At 58.0% G+C, this 21667-nt stretch carries 17 protein-coding genes and 2 pseudogenes; 6 read left to right on the top strand and 13 right to left on the bottom strand.

Annotated features, from left to right (window positions below; all coding sequences use genetic code 11):
* Window positions 1-453: 453 nt before the first annotated feature.
* The gene (locus HMPREF2779_RS04460) at window positions 454-1191 is read left to right on the top strand and encodes a DUF6318 family protein (RefSeq protein ID WP_105360933.1); all 738 of its coding nucleotides are present in this window, start codon (window positions 454-456) and stop codon (window positions 1189-1191) included.
* A gap of 284 nt (window positions 1192-1475) precedes the next feature.
* Window positions 1476-2366 carry a peptide ABC transporter ATPase gene (locus HMPREF2779_RS04450; protein ID WP_199774558.1) on the top strand — a complete coding sequence of 297 codons (891 nt, stop codon included), beginning with the start codon at window positions 1476-1478 and terminating at the stop codon, window positions 2364-2366.
* Window positions 2367-2693: 327 nt separating this feature from the next.
* Here the strand turns inward: HMPREF2779_RS04450 and HMPREF2779_RS04445 are convergent, their stop codons facing one another.
* The 7 genes from HMPREF2779_RS04445 to HMPREF2779_RS04415 form a co-directional block, all read right to left on the bottom strand.
* Window positions 2694-3797 (bottom strand): hypothetical protein, encoded by a 1104-nt coding sequence (locus HMPREF2779_RS04445; protein WP_105360931.1) that lies wholly within the window; start codon window positions 3795-3797, stop codon window positions 2694-2696.
* 84 nt (window positions 3798-3881) lie between these two features.
* Window positions 3882-4430, bottom strand: a complete 549-nt coding sequence (locus tag HMPREF2779_RS09175) for a DUF6609 family protein (protein ID WP_105360930.1) — start codon at window positions 4428-4430, stop codon at window positions 3882-3884.
* Between the two features lie 357 nt (window positions 4431-4787).
* The gene (locus tag HMPREF2779_RS04435) at window positions 4788-5921 is read right to left on the bottom strand and encodes a hypothetical protein (protein ID WP_105360929.1); all 1134 of its coding nucleotides are present in this window, start codon (window positions 5919-5921) and stop codon (window positions 4788-4790) included.
* Between the two features lie 66 nt (window positions 5922-5987).
* A complete protein-coding gene (locus tag HMPREF2779_RS04430) occupies window positions 5988-6323 on the bottom strand; it encodes a hypothetical protein (protein WP_105360928.1) in 336 nt (111 codons plus the stop codon).
* 192 nt (window positions 6324-6515) lie between these two features.
* Entirely contained in the window at window positions 6516-7487 is a 972-nt protein-coding gene (locus tag HMPREF2779_RS04425) for a Ppx/GppA phosphatase family protein (RefSeq protein WP_105360927.1), read from the bottom strand.
* Window positions 7488-7800: 313 nt separating this feature from the next.
* On the bottom strand, window positions 7801-10617 hold the full coding sequence (topA, locus tag HMPREF2779_RS04420; RefSeq protein ID WP_105360926.1) for a type I DNA topoisomerase: 2817 nt from the start codon (window positions 10615-10617) through the stop codon (window positions 7801-7803).
* A 340-nt stretch (window positions 10618-10957) separates the two neighbouring features.
* Window positions 10958-11416: a pyridoxamine 5'-phosphate oxidase family protein gene (locus HMPREF2779_RS04415; protein ID WP_044145909.1), complete on the bottom strand. Its 459-nt coding sequence runs from the start codon at window positions 11414-11416 to the stop codon at window positions 10958-10960.
* Between the two features lie 143 nt (window positions 11417-11559).
* On the opposite strand from HMPREF2779_RS04415, the gene HMPREF2779_RS04410 reads away from it, so the two are divergent.
* Both HMPREF2779_RS04410 and HMPREF2779_RS04405 read left to right on the top strand, forming a co-directional pair.
* Complete coding sequence (locus tag HMPREF2779_RS04410; protein WP_233992278.1) at window positions 11560-13311, top strand: DUF7059 domain-containing protein; 1752 nt, start codon at window positions 11560-11562, stop codon at window positions 13309-13311.
* Window positions 13312-13313: 2 nt separating this feature from the next.
* Window positions 13314-13853 carry a pyrimidine dimer DNA glycosylase/endonuclease V gene (locus HMPREF2779_RS04405; protein ID WP_105360924.1) on the top strand — a complete coding sequence of 180 codons (540 nt, stop codon included), beginning with the start codon at window positions 13314-13316 and terminating at the stop codon, window positions 13851-13853.
* A gap of 261 nt (window positions 13854-14114) precedes the next feature.
* Here the strand turns inward: HMPREF2779_RS04405 and HMPREF2779_RS09330 are convergent.
* From HMPREF2779_RS09330 to HMPREF2779_RS04390, 3 genes and pseudogenes are all read right to left on the bottom strand, one after another.
* Window positions 14115-14201, bottom strand: a pseudogene (locus tag HMPREF2779_RS09330) (luciferase); the annotation flags it as partial.
* Between the two features lie 38 nt (window positions 14202-14239).
* Window positions 14240-14890 carry a cation diffusion facilitator family transporter gene (locus tag HMPREF2779_RS04395; protein ID WP_070685833.1) on the bottom strand — a complete coding sequence of 217 codons (651 nt, stop codon included), beginning with the start codon at window positions 14888-14890 and terminating at the stop codon, window positions 14240-14242.
* Window positions 14887-15246 carry a Cd(II)/Pb(II)-sensing metalloregulatory transcriptional regulator CmtR gene (locus tag HMPREF2779_RS04390; RefSeq protein ID WP_070685835.1) on the bottom strand — a complete coding sequence of 120 codons (360 nt, stop codon included), beginning with the start codon at window positions 15244-15246 and terminating at the stop codon, window positions 14887-14889. The genes HMPREF2779_RS04395 and HMPREF2779_RS04390 overlap by 4 nt, the downstream gene beginning before the upstream one ends.
* A gap of 203 nt (window positions 15247-15449) precedes the next feature.
* On the opposite strand from HMPREF2779_RS04390, the pseudogene HMPREF2779_RS09170 reads away from it, so the two are divergent.
* Window positions 15450-15548 (top strand): annotated as a pseudogene (locus HMPREF2779_RS09170) (pyrimidine dimer DNA glycosylase/endonuclease V); the annotation flags it as partial.
* Window positions 15549-15561: 13 nt separating this feature from the next.
* Here the strand turns inward: HMPREF2779_RS09170 and HMPREF2779_RS04380 are convergent.
* The 3 genes from HMPREF2779_RS04380 to HMPREF2779_RS04370 form a co-directional block, all read right to left on the bottom strand.
* The gene (locus HMPREF2779_RS04380) at window positions 15562-16653 is read right to left on the bottom strand and encodes an LLM class flavin-dependent oxidoreductase (RefSeq protein WP_105360923.1); all 1092 of its coding nucleotides are present in this window, start codon (window positions 16651-16653) and stop codon (window positions 15562-15564) included.
* A 257-nt stretch (window positions 16654-16910) separates the two neighbouring features.
* Complete coding sequence (locus HMPREF2779_RS04375) at window positions 16911-17408, bottom strand: GyrI-like domain-containing protein (protein WP_049338580.1); 498 nt, start codon at window positions 17406-17408, stop codon at window positions 16911-16913.
* Window positions 17408-18319, bottom strand: a complete 912-nt coding sequence (locus tag HMPREF2779_RS04370) for an oxygen-dependent tRNA uridine(34) hydroxylase TrhO (RefSeq protein ID WP_070685839.1) — start codon at window positions 18317-18319, stop codon at window positions 17408-17410. The genes HMPREF2779_RS04375 and HMPREF2779_RS04370 overlap by 1 nt, the downstream gene beginning before the upstream one ends.
* A 212-nt stretch (window positions 18320-18531) precedes the next feature.
* Between HMPREF2779_RS04370 and HMPREF2779_RS04365 the strand changes: the two genes are divergently transcribed.
* A complete protein-coding gene (locus HMPREF2779_RS04365) occupies window positions 18532-21342 on the top strand; it encodes a DEAD/DEAH box helicase (protein ID WP_105360922.1) in 2811 nt (936 codons plus the stop codon).
* Window positions 21343-21667: the final 325 nt, after the last annotated feature.

The following is a 21667-nucleotide window of genomic DNA, read 5'->3' as shown; positions in this document are numbered from 1 at the left end:
GCGGCCCCGGATGCGTGTGCGTCCGGGGCCGCTTTCGTTTTGTTTGGGCTGCTCGGTGCGGGGTGGAGATTCGGTCATGACCTAGCAATTTCGGTAATGACTTAGCGCCTTTGGCGATGGTTAAAACCCCAGCCTGAAGTCACTAACTCATTACCGAAAACGCTAAACCATGGCACAAATTCTGTGGAGGCGGCACCTCCGCGGGCGCAGAGATATTTGATGCATAAAGCAATGAAGTATCCGAATAGTGATGTTTAGTCGCTGTTGTACCCAAAAGAATGCAAACGACGACAAACATGCGGTAGGGTGGTAACTGTAGTGTTCCACAGCGCATTGATGCGCTTGATGGGCGCACTACGGGGCTGTTTTCCTTCCGGCAGTCAACGCAACCTGTGAATAACGGCCCGACATGCACATATTCACACCATCACCGATGATAGGAGCGTACCTTCTATGGATTCGACCATTTTCAACCGCCGCACTCTGCTGGGCAGCGGCGCACTTGTGGGCCTTGGCGCCCTGCTTGCGGCGTGTGGCCAGCAGGCAAATAACGAGGCGGCAGCAACCTCGACTGCAACGCCGAGCGAAACCGCTTCGGCTTCTGCCGCAGCATCTGATGCGGCTTCCGCTACTCCGAGCCCGGTCATTACCCGCGGATACTCCGGCGGCTCCAAGGCGCCCGATGGGGAATACCGTGAAGCTGATGAATACGGTATGGCTCAGAACGTCCCTCTTCCCAAGGCTAAGCCGCAACAGTACCCCGAAACCTTCGCTGGTCTCCGTGAGATGATGACTGATTGGGTCAGAGCCCGTAACTACGGTATTCAGACCGGTGATATGCAGTATGTATGGCCCTATATGCTGGATACCTACGAGAAGGATATTAAGTTCCTCAAGGATATCGAGGGCCTTTATAAGCGTGGCGGCTGGGTTATTGCGGGAACCTCAGATTTTCAAGCAGAGAGCACCCTCAATTACGACGATAAAGCAAAAGAGTATTGGGTTCTTACTCGGCGTCTGTGGACCTATGCCATCTATGTCAATCCTGATGGAAGCAGGACGGAGCATTCCAATACCAAGCATGATAATAACGAAGTTTTCATGATGCGTTATCGCTATAAGGATGGTTATTGGTATCTGTCTGGTTATGTTTCCAATAAGCAGCTCCGCGAACAAGGAGTTATTAAATAATGCACAAAAAACAACTATCCCTGTTCTGCGCGACATGCGTAATAGGTTTTATTGGCCCTGCTTCACATCTAATTTACGCTTTAGAGGACACCTCAGATAGCAACAATCATAGTATTTCCGATGTGAAAGCACCATATAGCGTTCCCTCTTCATATGATGACGTAGATGATATATCTCAAACAAATGCTTATCCTAATCATGAGTCTGCCCAAGATGATCTTAGAACTGCAAAGCAACAGCAACAACAAAAATTTGAGGAGACGCATTATCTTGCAAATGATGGCATGGGCGGTCAATATTACGCTTCAACCACCGATAAAGACTCCTGCGTCACCGCTGATGGTCAGCCAGGACAGTATTTCCGCACCTGGATGATGCCTGACGATGGAAACGACTACACCGGTTACTACAATACCTCCGGCATCGGCACCTACTGCACCCCAGTAGAATCCCGCACCCTAACCGCCAATAACCCCGGCGAGCCCCGTAAACCGAGCCCCGCTGAAATGCTCCAAGAAATTGAAGACAAATTCGCCAACACCGATATTCGACCGCCTATCCTGAAGCAGTCCTATAACTCCGGTAACGGCACCGGCAGAGCTAAGGGCGACCCGAATATCTACAAGGGCGACAACGTCAATTTCTACGCTGAAGCTCCCACTGCTTATTGGGAAGGCGAACTCTCGGCCGGTCACGTTGAAATCGAGTCTTATCCGGTGCAGATGACCGTTCAATACGGCAACGGTGACGAAAACACGTCTTACACTATCGGCGAGCCCATCTACCCGAAGTCAGGCTCGAAAGCACGACCGACCGCGACCAGTTACGCTTACCAGCGCTCTGGTAACTTCCACGCCTACGCAACGGTTTCTTATGCTGGCCGGTACCGCGTCAATGGTGGCCCGTGGCAGGCTATGCGTACTGTCGTCAAGAAGGACACTACTGAACCGCTGCTGATTCGTGTGTGGTGGGTTGATGTGGGACGCGTCGGCGGCACCTGCGATGAAGACGACACTCGCTGGGGCTGCAAGAACGACCCGACGATGGGTAAGCCGGATAACCCGAACCCGCGCCTGCGCAAGGCCGATATCCGCACCGGTCAGCGTTGGCACCTGAACGATAACGGTGACGGGGATACGGAGTATTCTTTGCATCGCGACTGGCCCGATATGTAAACCAGTTCTAACTCCACATATAAATAACCGCTGCAGGCGGCCCCGGATGCGTGTGCGTCCGGGGCCGCCTGCTTCGTTTGGGTTACGCGGCGCGGGTGGAGATTCGGTCATGAGTTCCGGATTTGCGCCATAGGTTAGTGTCTTTGGTCGTAGTTAAAAACCATGGTCGAAGACACTAAACCATGGCACAATTTCTGCAAGGGTTACAGCTCTCCCAATAGCGAGAAGCCACATGTGTTTCCAGAAGCCACCTATGATGTGGCTGTTCGAAACACATGTGGCTTCTCAACGTCTACCCTTGCGGAAGCTGAAGTTGTCTAGAGCGGGTCAGCTTTTGCTTTCAGCTTTAGCCTCCGCAGATTCCTTATCTTCCTTATCTGAAGCAGCTTTACCCTGAGCCGACAATTCTTTGCCTTCAAGGTTCTTAGCATCAATTTCAAATGCCCCCTCTAAATAAGAACCGTAGGGCTTTTTACTCTTATTAAACTTTTCCAGAACAAAATAAGGTGCCATAAATCCTAAAAACTTTGAGATACTTGAATACCAAACACCAGAGCTCCATACAGCAGGAAGATTAATCATATCCGAATACTTTTCATCAAAGAATGAATACCTTACCCTTGAAGCGTTTTTATACGCTTTTGATGCCACCTTAATTACCTCCGCAAAAACTTCCTTCTTTGCATATATCTGAACGATTTTAATATACTCATGTTCTGCGATTTTCGCGCCCCTTAGAACATCAATAAAACCATCCAATACAATATATAAAAGACGGATAGCCATCATACTCATGAAAAACAGAAGGAAGCCAAAAACAATAAAAAGAAATACCTGGAGATAATCGATTTCAGCATTTAAAGCATGCCCGGAAAATATTACAAAATATTTCGCAAGGAAAAAGATGAATACGACCGAAAAAATAATTGCAATAATATACGAGATAAAATGGAAGATGATAGATATTTTAGACTCAAAGGAGGGAACTACTTGGATAGAGTTTACATTTTCAGTAAAAATATACCCTTCCGAAAGTTCCAAGAGTCTCCTCTGAGCAACTATATCCGAGCATGAAGAAAGTACTCTCCGTTCCCAAACAGCACGTTCAAGGGCAGCTTTTCGGGATGCTCTAATTTCTTGATATTCCTTTTCAGTGTCTTCAAAACTATTAGCTCTCTCAAATTCCATGAGCTCTTTATACTTTTCAGATACTTCAACCCATGTCTTATAACGTGTTAGTTCTGGTGGAGTAGCCTGTTTCGACAGCTCCATCTGCTTATCAATCTTTCTGCCACTCCACCACGCGACAATGATTGATCCCAGAAGACCAATTGCAGAAGATATTATTGTTGTCCAGGGTATAGCGGTAAAACTCTGCGCAGATTCGGCCCCCTCAGCTAGCACCTGCGCTAAAAGTAGTTGGTTCGTCATCGGTGATTGTTCCTTTCCTAGCAGGCGGCACCGGATGCGTGTGTGCGTCCGGGGCCGCTTTTTAGCATATCGACAAACTGCGCCTTATATTTGCTTTGATGGCTTTGAAAGGAATAGCAGATAGATTCCGAAGATGAGCTTAATCGCCGCGTCGATATATGCAATTACCTCTAACGGGATGTTGGTAAAAATATATCCCGCAAACACGTTAATGGCACAGATAAGGCCCAGGTATATCATTGAATTTCCATGCACAAAATAATAAGGGAAGAAATGCAGGGCGGTTGCCATCAGTGCCCCTAGCCAAATCAGTCTCCAATTTTCAGTTGCAAAGAATGGGCCACCCAGCAAAACCATTAAGACAAATAGTAAAATAACAGCATATGAGGATATTTTATTTTGAAATTCACTTGAGGGGCCATCGGATAGTTTATTCAGCACCTTTTTATTCATGTTAATCGAGAAAAAGCTAATAACGTAGCCAATGCTGAATACTTGCATGTTTATTATTTGCTTTCCTCCGACCAAGGTAGCTATTGCTATAACTACTGCCACCACAATTAGCCACAGGCCGCATGCCCTCTTATAGTTAAATTCCAACTTTTCATTTTTGTTATAGTTTAGAAAAGTCATTGATACCTCCAATAGCCTCTCGTAAAGTCACTACTCTTGTTACGTCACTAAATTTTAATATGAAAAAATTCTGCGATATATCAATATAATCCAGCCGTTCTACCTGTTAATTATATCCCTTACGATTATATCAAAATGGCAATAGACATTCCTTCAAAAAGCGAAATGGGTAGCCCCGGATGCGTGTGCGCTCGGGACTGCTTTTATTTTACAGTGCCGAAATTTGTGCCATAGGTTAGTGTCTTTGGTCGTAGTTAAAAACCATGATCGAAGACGCTAAACCACGGCACAAATTCTGCACGGGTTATGGGCACCCCCAATAGCGAGAAGCCACACGCAGATTCTCTAAGTTTGCCTTTACTGGGAACGAGAGTCTTTGTGCATGAGAATACTTTTCGGAGTCCTACGGATAGCAACCCTAGACTTTCTATATTTTACCGACATAGAGATACTAGATTCTGAATCCAAAATTTCAGATTTATATTCCAGATAGAATTCATTTACTTTAAGCATCATACAGTAGATATATGCAACTATCAGATAATTTACATTTTCATTGCGAGAAATATGCACTGCAAGAAACTCGTCAGAAAATTCCTTGAGCCTAGACTCAAACAATATCTTAATACCAGAGTTCACAGCAATCCGCCCAAGATAAAAAATAATAATAATCATAAATATAGGTATAAACGAAGGCTGATATTCCACGAAAGAAACATAAACAATAACAGTCAGTACCACCAGACGTGCCGCCTCAACAAATGCAGCAAATACACTAGATTTAAAAAACTCTTTAACCCTATCCATTCCGTGAACATTCTCCAAATTTATTTTATAAATCTCCCTATACATGGGATCATTAGTTGCATAAATATACATCTCAAACACAAATAGAATTACCAGGGTGAGCAAAACCAGAGGCCACCCTTCAAACGTTCGAGCCATGAGCATCAATACAGAAGAATGCAATGATAGACCCAAAAATAATAAAAGCCATCGCCACAACCTTGACCAGATGCTAATCTCAACAAATTTAAATCCATAATATCCACCATCCCCCACAAACAAATCACTATATTTTTCTCTTCTTTTACCATTAGAGAATCTCGATAGGGAGGGAATATCCCTCTCCGATTCAATCGCCTGCAGAGCCAATTTATATGCATCCCTAACACTAAAATCGGCAGACATATTCATATGGTTAACTCTCTGCACAATGTATGCGTTTTGGATCAAGAGGTCTTTTTCATTATATGTAAGCATTAGCGCAGATGATAGGGTAAACCATGCAAAGAATACAAGGACCCACAAGGGGATATCCCCGTACCGACTAAGGTCCATTCCCCTCGACACAAGTAGCGTCCCCCACCCAGGGCCTCTCCCCTCCGTACCGATAAATTCTGGCGCATACGAGGTGCCATTCAAATACCCTGCCAGAAAACCATACCAAAAACTAAGAACAAAGGCAGCAAAAATAATATATCCGACCATTCTTGCAAATTTTCGATATGCAGCTCGTCGAGCTTCTCCAATAAGACCTTTTTCCCCGTCAGCAAATTATCCAACACTTACAAATAAACTCAGAAGAAGACTGGCAATGGAGGAAATAATTCCGACTCTTAAATCAAATAAGTAATATGGAATATTAAATATTTCAGACACTAGCCAAATATGAGAGCCATCCTCGTCACCAGACAATGAAATTAAAAATGGAAAAGCGATTATAATAGCAGAAAAATAAAATAATGAAAAGATGAAAAATGCATACAAGGGGAGTTTTAATATATTGTCAAGAAATATTCTTTTTCGTTTTTCTTCGTGCGCTTCACCCCATACGCTATTAACTTCATCAATAACGTCTTGAATCTTCACAGATTTCTTGTTAGTCACCATAGGCACTTCCTTTCCGACAACTTTGTTGGTAAATAAACTTCCTAGACAGCCGCGTTTTACATCGCTGTACAGCCGTCAACGTTCACAGATTATCACGAAACAATAAAGTACAACTTGAACCCCGCAGGCGGGTGCCCATTACGCACCAGCCTGCGGGGTTCATTGCGGCTATTCGGCCACGTTACGAGCCCGTTATGCACCCAGGAGGGTCTTCGGGTTGACCGGGGTACCCGTGCCCTCCGCCAGGTGCTCAATACGCTTCAGAATCAGGCCTTCACGCAGCGCCCACGGGCACACACGCATCGTCTCAACCCCGAATGCCTCCATCGCCGCCTCCGCAGCGATAGCGCCCGCCAGCATCTGCTCCGCACGCGCCTTCGAAACACCCGGCAAATCGCTACGCTCAGACACCGTCATCGCCTCCATGCGACGAGTCCACAGGCGCAAATCCTGCAGATGCATCTCACGCTTCACGTGCGGGCCCGCCGAATACGGCGCCGCACCACAAATACGCGCCAACGAACGGAACGTCTTCGACGTACCCACCGTCATATCCGGCGCACCATAACGCAACAGATTCTCCGCCACTGGGGCAATCTGCTCACGCACATACTTACGCAGACGCTTCACCTGCTTCGGGCTCGGCGGCTGCTCATCAAAAAACTCACGCGTCAGACGACCCGCACCCAACGGCACGCTCATCGCCGCATCCGGCAACGCATTCGTGCCCGTCGAAAACTCAAACGAGCCGCCACCAATATCAAAATCAAGGATGCGGCCCGCACCCCAACCCTGCCAGCGGCGCACCGCAAAGTACGTAATCGCCGCCTCCTGGTCGCCCGAAATACCGTTCAGGCTCACACCGGTCTGCTCACGCACCTGATGCAGCACCGCCGCACCATTACCCGCCTCACGGATAGCGCTCGTGGAGAACGCCAGCAGGTCCTCCGCCTCATTCTCGATCGCGAAGTCGCGGGCGCTGGCCACGAAGCGGGTCAGCGCGTCCGCGCCCTCCTGCGAAATATTGCCCTCAGCGTCGAGGTACTGCACGAGCTGCAGCGGAATCTTGTGCGACGCGTACGGTTCGGGGCGCGCCCCGGGGCTGCCGTCAATCAGTAGCAGGTGGACCGTATTCGACCCGACATCCAGAACTCCCAGGCGCACGGTGCGCTCCCCTCCCCCGCCGCGCGGCGGGATATTATCTGTGTGCGGTACCGCAGGTGCGGCGCCTCTTCCAGTCTGTCAGAGGCGCGGCTCACTCCGCAAACAATCCGGGCGGATGCCCAGCATCAGCACAGCGTAAGCCCAAGAAACACGGCGCAAGCCCAAGAAACACAGCGCGGGCACAAAAATGCGCCGGGCATGTACTCTCCCGGGGCACGCAAAAGGCGCAGGAGGCGCCCCCCCCCGTGTGGGAGATCAGGGGCACATCCTGCGCCTTCAAGTAGAAACGCTACTCGGCTGACAACGCGGCTGATTACTCGGCGGTCTTCTTCGCCGCGGTCTTACGAGTGGTCGTCTTCTTCGCGGTAGTAGACTTTGCGGTCGTCTTCTTAGCCGTAGTCTTCTTAGCGGTAGTGGTCTTCTTCGCGGCGGTCTTACGCTTGACCGGGCCCTTCGCACGCTTATCAGCAAGCAGCTGCACCGCACGCTCATGGGTCAGCGACTCGACCGACTCCGCACGCGGAACCGTAATGTTCGTAATACCGTCGGTGATGTACGGGCCAAAGCGGCCGTCCTTCACCACGATCTTCTTCTCGCTGACCGGGTCCACGCCCAGCTCAGCCAGCGGAGGCTTAGCCGCCGCACGACCGCGCTGCTTCGGCTGGGAGTAAATCTCCAGCGCCTGCTCCAGCGTAATCGTGAAGATCTCGTCCTCGCTGCCAATCGAGCGGGAGTCCGTGCCCTTCTTCAGGTACGGGCCAAAGCGGCCGTTCTGCACGGTAATCTCCACGCCCTCAGCGTCGGTACCAAGCACGCGCGGCAGGCTCATCAGCTGCAGTGCCTGCTCCAGGGTCACGGTCGCCAAGTCCATGGACTTGAACAGGGACGCGGTACGAGGCTTGGCGGGCTTCGGCTTCTTCTTCGGCTTGGGCTTGCCGTTCTTGTAATATTCGGTCGGCTGCGCGTCCAGGTACGCCTGAATCTGTTCCTCGGTCATCTCTTCGATGACTTCGGTGACGTAGGGGCCGTAGCGGCCGTCGCGTGCCACGATCTGGTTGCCGGAGACCGGGTCAACGCCGAGCACGCGGCCGTCAGACTTGCCCTGTTCGAGCAGTTCGCGTGCCTTCGCTTCGGTCAGTTCGTCCGGTGCCAGGTCAGCGGGTACGTTCGCGCGGATCGGTTCGGTCAGTTCGCCGGTCTCGGTGTCGAGGGTACCTTCGGCTTCCAGGTAGGGGCCGAACTTGCCCACACGCAGCACAATGCCGTCCGCGATCGGGATGGAGTTGATGCTGCGGGCGTCTATCTCGCCGAGGTTGTCGACGATGGGCTTCAGGCCGCGCTTGGAGCCGCCGCCGAAGTAGAACTCGCCCAGCCATTCGACGCGGGATTCTTCGCCGCGTGCGATGCGGTCGAGGTCTTCTTCCATCTGCGCGGTGAACTCGTAGTTCACGTAGGGGCCGAAGCTGGATTCGAGCAGGCGCACCACGGAGAACGCGATCCAGGACGGAATCAGCGAACCAGAACGGACGTTCACGTATCCGCGGTCCATGATGGTCGAAATAACCGCCGCGTAGGTGGACGGGCGGCCAATGCCCAGCTCGTCCAGGGTCTTCACGAGGGACGCCTCGGTGTAGCGCGGAGGCGGCAGGGTCTCGTGGCCGGCGGGTTCAATCGCCTCGGCGGTCAGTGCCTCGCCGGTGGTCAGGTTCGGCAGGCGCTTCTCAGCGTCCTTCGCCTCACGCTCAGCCACGCGGGATGCGTCAACGCCCTCCTCGTAGGCGGCGAGGAAGCCGCGGAAAGTGATGACGGTACCGGATGCAGCAAACTCGGCGTCCTGGCCGTTAGAGGCCACGGCGCCCAGGCGCACGGAGGCGGTGGAACCGGTCGCGTCAGCCATCTGGGAGGCGACGGTACGCTTCCAAATCAGCTCGTAGAGGCGGAACTCGTCGTTGGACAGGGAGCCGCGCACAGCGTCCGGGGTGCGGAAGGTGTCACCGGCGGGGCGGATTGCTTCGTGGGCTTCCTGTGCGTTCTTGCTCTTGGAGGTGTACACGCGCGGTGCGGAGGGCACGAACTCTGCGCCGTACAGCTCGGATGCCTGGCGGCGTGCGGCGGAGATCGCCTGCTCGCTCAGCGCCACCGAGTCGGTACGCATGTAGGTGATGTAACCGTTTTCGTAGAGGCGCTGCGCCACCTGCATGGTCACGCGGGAGGAGAAACGCAGCTTACGTGCGGCTTCCTGCTGCAGGGTGGAGGTGGTGAACGGCGCTGCCGGGCGGCGCTTGTACGGCTTGGTCTCAACGGAGCGTACGGAGAACGCGGCGGACTGCAGGGCTGCGGCGAGCGGGCGGGCGGCTTCCTCGTTCAGGTGGGTGACCTTGGAGGTGTTGAGGGTGCCGTTGTCGGCGAAGTCCTTGCCGGTGGCGATGCGGTTGCCGTCTACGGCGACCAGCTTGGCGTCGAAGCCTTCGGAGGCTGCGGTCAGGAAGCGTCCGGTCAGGTCCCAGTAGTTGGCGGCGACGAATGCCATGCGTTCGCGTTCGCGCTCAACCACGAGGCGGGTTGCGACGGACTGCACGCGACCTGCGGAGAGGCCGCGGCCGACCTTGCGCCAGAGTACGGGGGAGATTTCGTAACCGTAGATGCGGTCGAGGATGCGGCGGGTTTCCTGTGCGTCGACCAGATGCAGGTCGATGTCGCGCAGTTCGCCGAAGGCACGCTGAATGGCTTCCCGGGTGATTTCGGGGAAGGTCATGCGGTAGACGGGTACCTTGGGCTTGAGGACTTCCTTCAGGTGCCATGCAATAGCTTCACCTTCGCGGTCACCATCGGTTGCCAGGTAGAGCGCGTCTACTTCTTTGAGCTTGCGCTTGAGTTCGGCGACCTTTTTCTTTTTGTCGGGGTTGACCACGTAGTAGGGTTCGAAGTTCTCTTCAACGTTGACAGCGAACTTGCCGACAGGGCTCTTCTTGAGGTTTTCGGGCAGTTCGGAGGGCTGCGGAAGGTCGCGGATATGGCCCATGGACGAGTCGACAAGGTAGTCCTCGCCGAGGTAGCTGCTAATGGTTTTGACCTTGGAGGGAGACTCCACAATCAGCAGGGCTTTTCCGGTCTTTGCCTGAGCGGGCACGGCACTCCTCTATCTGTGTGTTGAAAAGCTACGTATTCAACCATAACCTACGCTGGCGCTTGTGGGCGCCGGTCGGTTGTGGTTGTACGCGGGTGAGGTGATCGGTGGGGTGTAGTTTATGTTGGGTTGATGTGGTGCGCTCGGTGCGTTTCATGCGGCGAGCGCGCGGTGGCCCGGCACTGGGCGAGCTGGCACGGTTCTAGTTGATGAGGACCGGGCGTGTTGAGCTTGCATGAGCGCGCAGGGTACTCGGTACATCATACGGTACCGGAGCGGTGGTGTGTGCACGGGGTACATGGGGGCGGGTGCTGGGGCGCACCGCACCCGCTCACCTGCGTTTCTAGCTGGTGAGGGTATCAGAGTCGGGGTGGGTGCCGTCCAGGTATGCGGGCAGCAGCGGGTATTCGCGGCCGTACACGGTCTGCGGCGCGATGCGCACCCACTGCATTTCGTGGGTTTCGGAGTCGGGCAGGTCGAAGGTGCGCACGATCTGCGGGGTCATTTCCGGCGGCAGCCAGTGGGCGATACCGACCACGATGACGGAGCGGATGCCGTCTTCGAGGGTTTCGTCGATTTCGAAGGCGACGCGGCGGCTGACCACCACGGAGGAGAACTTGTTGCCGCGGGTGGTGCGGATGTAGATTTCCTGCTTGTCGTCTTGGCTGGCGACGGCGTAGAGCACGGGCAGCACATCGACGTGCTGTCCGTCAGTGAGGATGAGGCGGCCGAGAGTGTTCGCGTGCAGACGCTCCCAGCACTTGTCGACGCTGATACTTTCATCGGGGTACAGGTTACTCATGGTTTCAGTGTATGCGATGGGGTGGGTGCTCTTGCGCAGATGACGGTTTTGGTCAGTGGGTGGGTTGGGGCCGTGTCATTGAGCTGCCGCCTATACGCGGTGGGCGCGCCCGGGCAGATGCGGCGGTGCGTAGAATGGTGTGCATGACTATTTCTGCCGCCACTTTCGCTCCCGAGTACGCCGCTGTTGTGGATGCTCCCCGCAGCGATGATTACGCCCGCCTGACCCGCATCCGTGAACGCCTGCTGGCGTTGAACTACAGCTATGACGCTGTGCAGGAGCTGCTGGGTGTTGAGGCGGCTGAGGCGATGGCTCGCGACCAGGTGGTTCCGGGCCTGTGGCGTGTGGAGCACATTCTGCGCGGCAATTACAGCGCGGAGGAGAAGAACCTGGCGCGTCTGCTGGCGTTTTTCCTGCTGGCTCGCCCGCTCACTGAGGCTGAGGCTGCCGAGGTTTTCGCTGAGACCCTGGTTGATTTCGAGGATGCCGCGCTGATTGAGCGCGACGCTGCGGGTTCTGCCCGCTGGACCGCGAGCGTTGATTTGCGCCCGCACGCCGCCGATGACGGCACCGAAATCTTTGTTGCCGCTGACCTGGGTGCGCATCAGCGCCCCGGTGTGCTCCGTAAGGATCACGTGCTCGGTATTGGTCACGCCTCCCTGACTCTGGCACAGATTACCGAGCGTACCCCCGTCAAGCGTGCTCTGGATATGGGTACCGGCTGCGGTATTCAGACCTTCCACCTGCTCGCCCACGCCGAGCACGTGACCGCCACCGATATTTCGGAGCGTGCCCTGGCGTTCACTCGTTTTAACCTGCTGCTGAACGCGCAAGCGCTCAATATTGATCCGCAGAACCCGCAGGCGCGCGTGAGCCTGCGTGAGGGTTCCCTGCTGGAGCCGGTCGCCGGTGAGCTTTTCGACCTGGTGGTGTCGAACCCGCCGTTCGTGATTACCCCGCGCGTTGCCGGTGAGAGCGCCGAGGAACAGTTCACCTACCGCGACGGCGGCCTGCCCGGTGACGAAATTGTGAGCACGATGGTGCGTCAGCTGCCGTCGGTGCTGGTGCCCGGTGGCCGCGCGCAGATGCTGGGTAACTGGGAGATTATTCGCGATTCAGCGGACCCGGATGCACCGCGCCCGTGGGATGAGCGCCCGCGTGCCTGGGTTGCTGACGGCGGCGCGGAGGCGTGGTTTATTCAGCGTGAGTCGGTGGCGCCGGGTTCTTACGCGGAGACCTGGTTGAAGGATGCGAGTGAGAACCGCGACCGCAGCCACTACGAACAGACCTACGTGGCGTACCTGAACGACTTCGCTTCCCGGAACGTTCATTCTATTGGTTTCGGTATGATTTGGCTGCGCCGCCCGACCGAGGCGACCGCGGCAGGCGTGACCGAGCCCCTGCAGCGTTTCGAGGAGATCACCTACCCGATTCAGCAGCCCATCGCCCGCGCCCTCACCGAGTCCGTGCGCCGCTACGACCGCCTCGCCGCCATGGACGATGAAGCGCTCCTTACCGCGCACCTGGAGGTCGCCGAGGACGTCACCGAGGAACGCCACGGCCGCCCCGGCGCCGAGCACCCCAGCGTCATTTTGTTGCGTGCCGGTTCGGGTCTGTGCCGCACCCAGTTGCTCTCCACCGAGACGGCTGGTTTTGCCTCGGCGAGCGATGGTGAGCTTGCCGTGGGTCAGATTGTGGCGGCTCTTGCCATGCTTCTGTCCTGGCCCGAATACGACGCAGCTGCCGCCGCGGCGCGCGGCACGCAGGAGCAGCATCCGCGCGATACACTGTTGCACGCGGTGCGCGAGCTGGTGCTCAAGAGCTTCCTGCACTTTAGCGACGAGCATGCGGGCACTGAGTCGGCTGGCGAGAGCACTGCAGAAGCGCAGGGCTAAGCGTGCGCATTTGGTCCCTTCACCCATGTCTGCTCGATCGGCGCGCCCTGGTCGCCTGTTGGCGTGAAACCCTGCTGGCGCAGAAGGTGCTGCGGGGCCTGACTCGCGGGTACACGAACCATCCGCAGCTGATTCGTTTTCGCGCGCACCCGCAGCCGCTGGAGGCGGTTGCCGCCTACCTGTCCGGGCTGGCGGATGAGGCGGATGCCCGCGGCTACTCGTTCAACCGTGCGCTGATTGGTGCGGGCGAAGATGATGCGGGCGAACATATCGCAGGCAAAAACGACGCCGACAAAAGCTGCGCTGACAAAGCTGACAAAAATAGCGCCGACAAGGAAGAAAACACGTACGCTTCGGTCGCCCTGATTCCCGTTCCTCTCGGCCAGTTGGAGTACGAGCTCGCCTTTCTGCGGCACAAGGTGGCTGGGCGCGACCTCGAGTGGGAGCATCGGTTGAGCGAGCGCCTGGCGGCGTGTGCACATCCGCTCTTTGAGGTGGTTCCGGGCGCTATTGAGCCTTGGGAAAAGACGAAAGATTTCTAGACAGAGGGATTTCTAAGAACGTGAGCATAGTAATGCCCCGGCGGAACCCTTGCGGGTGCCTGCCGGGGCATTACTGTATGTGTGGCTCAAGCTTTATGGGAACAAACATCTCAGCGCGTTATAGAGCGCTGGAAACAGCTTGGCACGGGGTCTTTACCCCAGGACCTTTACCCAAGGACCTTCACCTCAGGGGCTTTACTTGGTGGTCAGCGCAGGCTTAATCTCCTTCACGATTGTCTCAAGCATCTTCAGGTTGAAGTCCACGCCCAGCTGCAGTCGACCCGCCGCAATGAGATCGGCCATGGCGGCAAGTTCAGCCATGTAGAGCGGGTTTTCGTAGCGCATGTCTGGATTGCAGCACTGGCTCTTCATCGTCGAGTGACGGGTCAGTCGTCCTCGTCTTCGAGGTCCTCTAGCACTTCGAACGGCGACTCGACGTCGCCGCGCCAGGCCTCCAGGCCTTCGCGCACCGCGAGCACCGCCACGACCAGCGCCGCGACCGAGTCAGCCCACCACCAGCCGAACAGGCTGTCGAGGACGAGGCCGATGAACACTGCACCGGAGAGGTAGATACACAGGATGAGCTGCTTGGCGTCGGCCATCACGCTCTTGGAGCCCAGCTCCCGCCCGGTGCGGACCTCAATCCACGCCAGCAGAGGCATGACGACCAGGCTCAGCGCGGTGATACCGAGACCCAGCGGGCTGTGGTCGGGGCCCTCCTGGCCGACCAGGGCCAGCACCGCGTCGATTGATACGTAGGCCGCCAGCGCGAAGAACGCGATGCCGATGGCCTTGACGGTGACCGTTTCCCACCGCTCAGGGTCCTTGCGGGTGAACTGCCAGGTGACGGCCGCGGCCGAGAGTACCTCGACAACCGAGTCGAGCCCGAAGCCAATGAGCGCCGCGGACGAGGCGAGGACGCCTGCCCAGACTGCGACGATTGCCTCGATTACGTTGTACGTGATCGTGAAGCCGACGATGAAGCGGACGCGCTGGTGCAGCATCGCGCGGCGCGCGGTGGTCAGGGTCTCGCTCATGCTCCCGCCGCCGTTCCACAGCAGCCCGACACCGAGCATGCCGGGTCGATGCACGGCGCGGCCTCGTCCACCGCGAGCGTGACGTCGATTAGGGACGTCAGTGCCGCGGCGAGGTGCGGGTCGGCGATCTCGTAGCGCGTCTGGCGGCCCTCGGGCTCGGCGACGACGATTCCGCAATCGCGCAGGCAGGTCAGGTGGTTGGACACGTTCGAGCGGGTCAGCTCCAGCTCGCGCGAGAGCACGGCTGGATAGCTCGGGCCACTGAGGAGGGTCATCAGAATCCGGGAACGTGTTGGGTCGGCCATGGCGCGGCCGAGCCGGTTCATGACGTCGAGGTGTGAAACAATAGTCAGCATACGGTGACTATACAGTGATAACTGACCAATTGTCCACTTGTGCGGGCTGCCGCACGTGCTCCGCGCCCTTGCCCTCGGGAGGCGGCAGAGTTCGCGCTCATCAGCGACCACCGCCCATCACGGAAGCGACGGCGGCACACTGGCGCAGCATCGGCTGACGAAAATGTCGCTGAGGTACATGCGGCAGAAGCGCAGGGCTAGGCGTGCGCATTTGGTCCCTTCACCCCTGTCTACTCAATCAGCGCGCCCTGGTCGCCTGCTGGCGTGAAACTCTGTTGATACAGAAGGTTCTGCGGGGTCTTCACCTCAGGGTCTTTACTTAGTGGTCAGCGCGGGCTTGACCTCCTTCACGATTGCGTCAAGCATCTTCAGGTTGAAGTCCACGCCCAGCTGGTTCGGGATAGTCAGCAACACGGTGTCCGCCGCCTGAACCGCCTCATCGCGGGCGAGCTCCTCGGCAATATCCGCCGGGTCACCAATGTAGCTACGACCAAAGCGGGAGAAACTGTTGTCAATAATGCCGGTGTAATCCTGCGAGTCCTCCGCGGCGCGGCGACCGAAGTAGCGCGCCGAGGTCTCGTCAATTACCGGCAGCACCGAGCGGGAGACCGAAACACGCGGAACGCCCGAGTTGCCCGCCTTCACCCACTCGGAGCGGAAGAGGCGAATCTGCTGCGCCTGCTGCTGGTCGAAAGGAATGCCCTTATCTTCCAGCATCAGGGTCGAAGACATGAGGTTCAGGCCCTTCTGCGCGGTCCACACGGCGGTGCTATCGGTACCCGCGCCCCACCAGATGCGGTCGCGCAGGCCCGGCGACTGCGGCTGGACGGGGGCGTACTTGCCGGGAACGCGAGCGCTGGGCGCCATGCCCTCACCCTCGATGGCCTTGAGGAAAATGTCGAGGTGGCGGCGCGCCATATCGCTCTCGTTTTCTCCCTCTGCCGGGTAGTAGCCGAAGCTCTCAAAGCCGCGAATCACGGATTCGGGCGAGCCGCGGGAGACGCCGAGCTGCAGTCGGCCCGCCGCAATGAGGTCAGCCATGGCGGCGAGTTCCGCCATATAGAGCGGGTTTTCGTAGCGCATGTCAATCACTCCAGTGCCGAGCTCGATGCGCTCGGTCTTCGCCGCGATGGCGGAGAGCAGCGGGTAGGGGGTTGCCTGCTGCTGGTCAAAGTGGTGCACGCGGAAGAATGCGCCGTCCAGTCCGATGTCTTCGGCGCCTACGGCAAGGTCGATTGCCTGGTGTAGAGATTCTGCAGCGGAGGGCACACGGGAGCCGGGAACCTCAGCCCAGTGGCCGAAGGAGAGGAAGCCGAGCTTCTTCTCGTCACCGCGCATGGGTTCGAGGTGGCTGATGCGGATGGACTCGTCGAGCTGCGGGGTGCCGGGGTTGGTGGGGGTGCTCATTGTTTTTTCCTTTGCGGGTTGCACCCGGGTTCGTGTAGTACCGGGCTGGTGGTTTAAATCTAAATCCAAATACTTTACAAGTCAAGCATTTGTTTCGGAGTGTTACACACAGGGCACCGCCCCCCCCCCGCCGCACGCGCCACCCCCCCAACCCCGAAAAAGGGCACAGAAAAGCCCGGCGGCACGAACGCATCGCGCCACCGGGCCCTTCTATTCAACAGCTAAAACTGCAACTTAAACGACAGAAACAAACTGTCCTAGGAACGCTTCGCCAGCGGAACCCACAGCTCCATACGGTAATCAGCCGCCTGCATATCGCCGCGACCGTACACCTCAAGGCCACCCACCGGGCGATACTGCGGATTCTTCGCGAAGAACGCCTCCTCAAAGCTCGCAAAGCCAGCCGGAATAGACTCCGAAATCGGGCCGGTCACCTCAACCACCGCATAGGTGCTCGCAGGCAACTCCAACACACCCAGACCAAGCTTCGCCGCGCTCGCCGGCTCCGACACCAGGAAGCCCGCCGTGTAGCGAACCTGACCCTTCGGGTTCGGCTGAGTGCACACGCCCAGGTACTGGGTCACATTCAGAACATCCAGCATCGCCGGGGACGCCTTCTGATTCAGCTCATCCCACAGCGAGGAGAAGTCGCCATCCAGGGGGAACACCTGCGAAACGCCGGCAACGACCATCGCCGGGTGCTCCTCAATGCGAGGTTCAGAAATCTGAACCGCGCCGCCCTTAGCGGCTGCCATTAGGCGTTCGCCTCAGCTGCTTCGCGGTCCACCGAGCACTCGGGCACGCAGTGGCGCTTCGCATCGTCAGCTACGCACTCGGGGCAGAGCAGAACCAGCTCGCGGCAGGAATCGTTGGAGCAGTTCTCGAACTTGTTCGAGGGGGCGCCGCACTGTTCGCACTTGCCGATGGTGACGGTGTCCGGAGTGAACTCCATGTGCATGCGCTTGTCGAAGACGTAGAGCGAGCCTTCCCAGAGTTCCTTATCGCCGTACTTCTCACCGTAACGTACGATGCCGCCGTCGATCTGGTAGATCTCTTTGAAGCCGCGGTTCTTCATGAGCGCGGAGAGAATCTCACAGCGAATACCGCCAGTGCAGTAGGTGACGACCGGCTTGTCCTTAATGTGGTCGTACTTGCCGGACTCGATCTCGCGGATGAAGTCGTGGGTGGTGCGCACGTCGGGAACGATAGCGTTCTTGAACTTGCCGATCTTCGCCTCGAACGCGTTACGGCCGTCGAAGAAGACCACTTCGTCACCGCGCTCTTCAACAAGCTTGTTGACCTCTTCAGGCTTCAGGTGCACGCCGCCGCCAACGACGCCGTTCTCGTCCACCTGCAGCTCGTCGGGAGCACCGAAAGCCACAATCTCGTCGCGTGCCTTCACAGACAGGCGGGGGAAGTCCTCCGCGCCACCCTCGGACCACTTGAACTCCATGTTCTTGAAGCCGGGGTACTTGCGGGTTTCCTTGGTGTACGCCTTGACCGCGTTGATTTCGCCGCCGAGGGTGCCGTTAATACCGTGCTTGGAAATGAGGATGCGCCCGCGCAGGCCGAGCTTCTCACAGAGGACACGCTGCCAGAGCATGACCGCCTGCGGGTCGGCGATGGGGGCGAACTGGTAATACAGAATAATCTTATTTTGAGCCACGAAACTATTTTATCGTCATATACGTCTAAAGCATGCAAATTTTTTGATATGTGCGCGCTGACTAAGGGGTTGGCGGCGCAGAAGCGGTTCTGGGGCGGGGTTGGGCTCTGAGTCGAGGGAGGGAGCCGAGCGGGTTCGGAGCCGGGCTCGGAGCCAGCATTCAGGGTAGCGCGTGACCGGCGACAGGTCGGGGTGTAGCCCGCCGCTCTACAATGGAACCCATGCCGCACAGCACCTCCTCGCAGAACGCCAACCAGCACCGCGAACAGCAGCCCACGCACCAGTCCGCACACCAGCACGAGCAGGGGCAGTCTGCGGCGCGCCCAAAAACGTTGCGCTACCGCGAGCTGCCCGCGAGCACACAGCAGGTGCTGGCATCCCTGTTGCCGGAGGCGGAACGCACCGGAAGCCTGCCCGAGCAGGTGACCCATATTCACACCATTGCCGCCAGAGAGGCGAGCTACGCGCCGTGGCCGCAGTGGTTGCATCCGCGCGTGGTGGAGGCCTTTGAATCGCTCGGTATTGCCGAGCCCTACGCCCACCAGGTGCAGGCGGCAGACGCCGCCCACGCGGGTCTTGATGCGGCGCTGGCGGCGAGTGCGGCGCGCTACGGCTGGCAGGCGGGGCGTATTGAGGCTGAGCGCATTGAAACGCCGGCTCCCACGCACGCCGAAGACACGAAGAGCACCGGCAGCGGCGGGCACGTGATTGTGGCGACTGGTACCGCCTCAGGCAAGACCCTGAGCTACCTGATGCCTACCCTGGATGCAATCTGCCGTGCATCGTACGGCGAGCCGGTGAGCTCAACTTCCGCGTATTCCGGGGCAGAAAACCTTAATAATAGAGCGAACGTTCTCTACATTTCACCGGCGAAGGCGCTCTCTGCCGACCAGCTCACCGCCCTCACCTCCTACAACCTGCCAGGGCTCCACGCGGCAAGCTACGACGGCGACACCCCCACCGGCGAACGCCGCTGGATCCGCGAACACTCCAACTTCATCCTCACCACCCCGGACATGCTCAACTACTCAATCCTGAGCAACCACCGGCAGTGGGCATCCTTCCTGCGCGGGCTACGCTACGTGGTGCTCGACGAAGCACACAGCTACCGCGGCGTTTTCGGCGCGCACATCGCCAATCTGCTGCGCCGCCTGCGCCGCGTCTGCGCACTCTACCGCACCGTGCCCGTGTTCTACGGCGCCTCCGCGACCAGTTCCAACCCGGTCGAGTCTTTCTCCAAGCTCATCGGCGTGCCGCAGCAGGCGGTCACCGCCATTACCGAGTCCACCTCCGCACGCGGTGAAACCACCGTCGCGCTCTGGGAGCCCGAATTCATGCCGCCCAAGGCGCACGATCAACTCGCCAAGGGCGCCCGCAGCACCCAGCAGCAGGCGGTCCAGTCGAAGGCTGAGCAGGAGGCGCCGCGCCGCGTCTCCCCCGTGGAGCAGGGCGCGCAAATGCTCACCGACCTGGTGCTTTCCCGCGCCCGCTCCCTGGTTTTCGCCGGTTCACGCCGCAGCGTAGAAATCCTCTCGCAGAAGACCCAACGCTACCTCGACGAGGTGGAGGCGGGCCTCTCCCACCGCGTCGCCGCATACCGCGCCGGGTACACCCCCGAAGAGCGCCGCGAACTCGAACGCAAACTCCGCAACGGCGAACTGCTCGGCCTGGCGAGCACCTCCGCGCTGGAACTGGGCATCGACATCTCCGGGCTGGACGCCGTACTCGTGGCGGGCTGGCCAGGTACCCGCGCCTCCTTCATGCAGCGCGTGGGCCGCGCGGGTCGAAGCGGTCAGGACGCGCTCGCCGTGCTCATTGCCGACAACAACCCGCTCGACACCTACCTGGTGCACCACCCAGAGGCGATTTTCGGGCAGGAAGTTGAGGCGACCGTGTTCGACCCAACGAACCCGTACGTTCTCTCACCGCAGCTGTGCGCCGCCGCGCAGGAGGCGCCCATCCGCACTGAAGAGCTGAGCCTGTTCGGGCCGCATACCGCCGCTCTGCTGGATCGGCTGGTGCATCAGGGGTACCTGCGTCGCCGCCCGGACGGCTGGTATTGGACGCACGCCGAATCAGCCGCCGAGCTGGTCGATATCCGCGGCACCGGCGGCGGACCCTACCAGCTCATCGACGCCGAAGACGGCACCCTGGTTGGCACCATGGACGCCGCGCACGCCATGAGCCAGGGGCACCCGGGCGCAATCTACATTCACCAGAGCGCGCAGTACGTGGTCGAATCCCTCAGCGAGGGCGAGCGCGTGATTCTGCTCAGCCGCGTCTACCCGGACTACTACACGCGCGCCATTGAGAGCACCGAGGTGCGTATTCTGGCGGAGCGTGCGCGGGTTAGTTACGGTGCGCAAAACGCTGTTGGGGAAGCGGGTCCCGCCGAGACTGCTCCCGGTGAGCCCGCTCCTGGAGAGCATGCTCCCGAAATCTCTATCCCCGAAACCAACGCGCAGCAGCTTGCCCCGCTCACCATGCACCGCGGGCAAGTTCAGGTCACCGACCAGGTCACCGGCTACCGGCGTTTTTCCGTCTACGGCGGCGAATACCTGGGCGAAGAGGCGCAATCCATGCCGCCGGAAGTGCTCATGACCGAGGCGGTCTGGTTCACCTTCGAGCCCAGCTACCTGTTCGGCGCGGGCGTGACCGAAGAGGACGGACCCGGCACCCTGCACGCCGCCGAACACGCCGCCATCGGACTGCTACCGCTCATCGCCACCAGCGACCGCTGGGACTTGGGTGGACTCTCCACACTGCTTCACGTGGACACCGGCAGGCCCACCATTTTCGTCTACGACGCAGCCCCCGGCGGCGCAGGCATCAGCGAGCGCGGCTTCAACGCGGTTCAGCAGTGGCTAAGCGCCACCCTAGAAGCCATCGAAAGCTGCGGATGCGACAACGGTTGCCCCTCCTGCGTGCACTCACCCAAGTGCGGCAACCGCAACGAGCCGCTCAGCAAACACGGCGCCCGGGCGCTACTGCAGGCAATGTTGCGGAGCATGGCAGAGGCGTAGAACGCGCTGGGGGTGCGGGGCATACTGGGGGACGTAGGACGGGCTAGGATGACAACTCCCAATGAGGGAAAATAACCTAATCGGCGGATTTTTCTGGCTCGGGTGGGTTTTCCGGCTCTGCTGGGCTTTCGGGTTTTGGGAGGTTCGGGTACCGAGTCCTGCTCGATCCCCAGTTCCTCCTCCAGCTCGGCGACTTCATCGGGGCTCAGCTCCTCCACGTTGCCCGCCGCGTCATGCTCTTCTTCGGCGTACTCTTCTTCAGGGTACTCAGCCCCAGCGCGGGCACGCACCCTCGCCGGGCCCAGCATCCCCAAGGGCCCTGCAA

The organism is Rothia sp. HMSC069C03 (assembly GCF_001811075.1).
Taxonomy (GTDB): domain Bacteria; phylum Actinomycetota; class Actinomycetes; order Actinomycetales; family Micrococcaceae; genus Rothia; species Rothia mucilaginosa.
Note: the sequence above shows the minus strand (reverse complement) of the source record. Positions and strands in the feature narration are given on the sequence as shown.

Bases quoted from the DNA above. Each gene is read 5' to 3' on its own strand.
- HMPREF2779_RS04460 (WP_105360933.1), top strand. From the start codon at position 454: ATGGATTCGACCATTTTCAACCGCCGCACTCTGCTGGGCAGCGGCGCA.
- HMPREF2779_RS04450 (WP_199774558.1), top strand. From the start codon at position 1,476: ATGGGCGGTCAATATTACGCTTCAACCACCGATAAAGACTCCTGCGTC.
- HMPREF2779_RS04445 (WP_105360931.1), bottom strand. From the start codon at position 3,797: ATGACGAACCAACTACTTTTAGCGCAGGTGCTAGCTGAGGGGGCCGAA.
- HMPREF2779_RS09175 (WP_105360930.1), bottom strand. From the start codon at position 4,430: ATGACTTTTCTAAACTATAACAAAAATGAAAAGTTGGAATTTAACTAT.
- HMPREF2779_RS04435 (WP_105360929.1), bottom strand. From the start codon at position 5,921: ATGGTCGGATATATTATTTTTGCTGCCTTTGTTCTTAGTTTTTGGTAT.
- HMPREF2779_RS04430 (WP_105360928.1), bottom strand. From the start codon at position 6,323: ATGGTGACTAACAAGAAATCTGTGAAGATTCAAGACGTTATTGATGAA.
- HMPREF2779_RS04415 (WP_044145909.1), bottom strand. From the start codon at position 11,416: ATGAGTAACCTGTACCCCGATGAAAGTATCAGCGTCGACAAGTGCTGG.
- HMPREF2779_RS04410 (WP_233992278.1), top strand. From the start codon at position 11,560: ATGACTATTTCTGCCGCCACTTTCGCTCCCGAGTACGCCGCTGTTGTG.
- HMPREF2779_RS04395 (WP_070685833.1), bottom strand. From the start codon at position 14,890: ATGAGCGAGACCCTGACCACCGCGCGCCGCGCGATGCTGCACCAGCGC.
- HMPREF2779_RS04390 (WP_070685835.1), bottom strand. From the start codon at position 15,246: ATGCTGACTATTGTTTCACACCTCGACGTCATGAACCGGCTCGGCCGC.
- HMPREF2779_RS04380 (WP_105360923.1), bottom strand. From the start codon at position 16,653: ATGAGCACCCCCACCAACCCCGGCACCCCGCAGCTCGACGAGTCCATC.
- HMPREF2779_RS04375 (WP_049338580.1), bottom strand. From the start codon at position 17,408: ATGGCAGCCGCTAAGGGCGGCGCGGTTCAGATTTCTGAACCTCGCATT.
- HMPREF2779_RS04365 (WP_105360922.1), top strand. From the start codon at position 18,532: ATGGAACCCATGCCGCACAGCACCTCCTCGCAGAACGCCAACCAGCAC.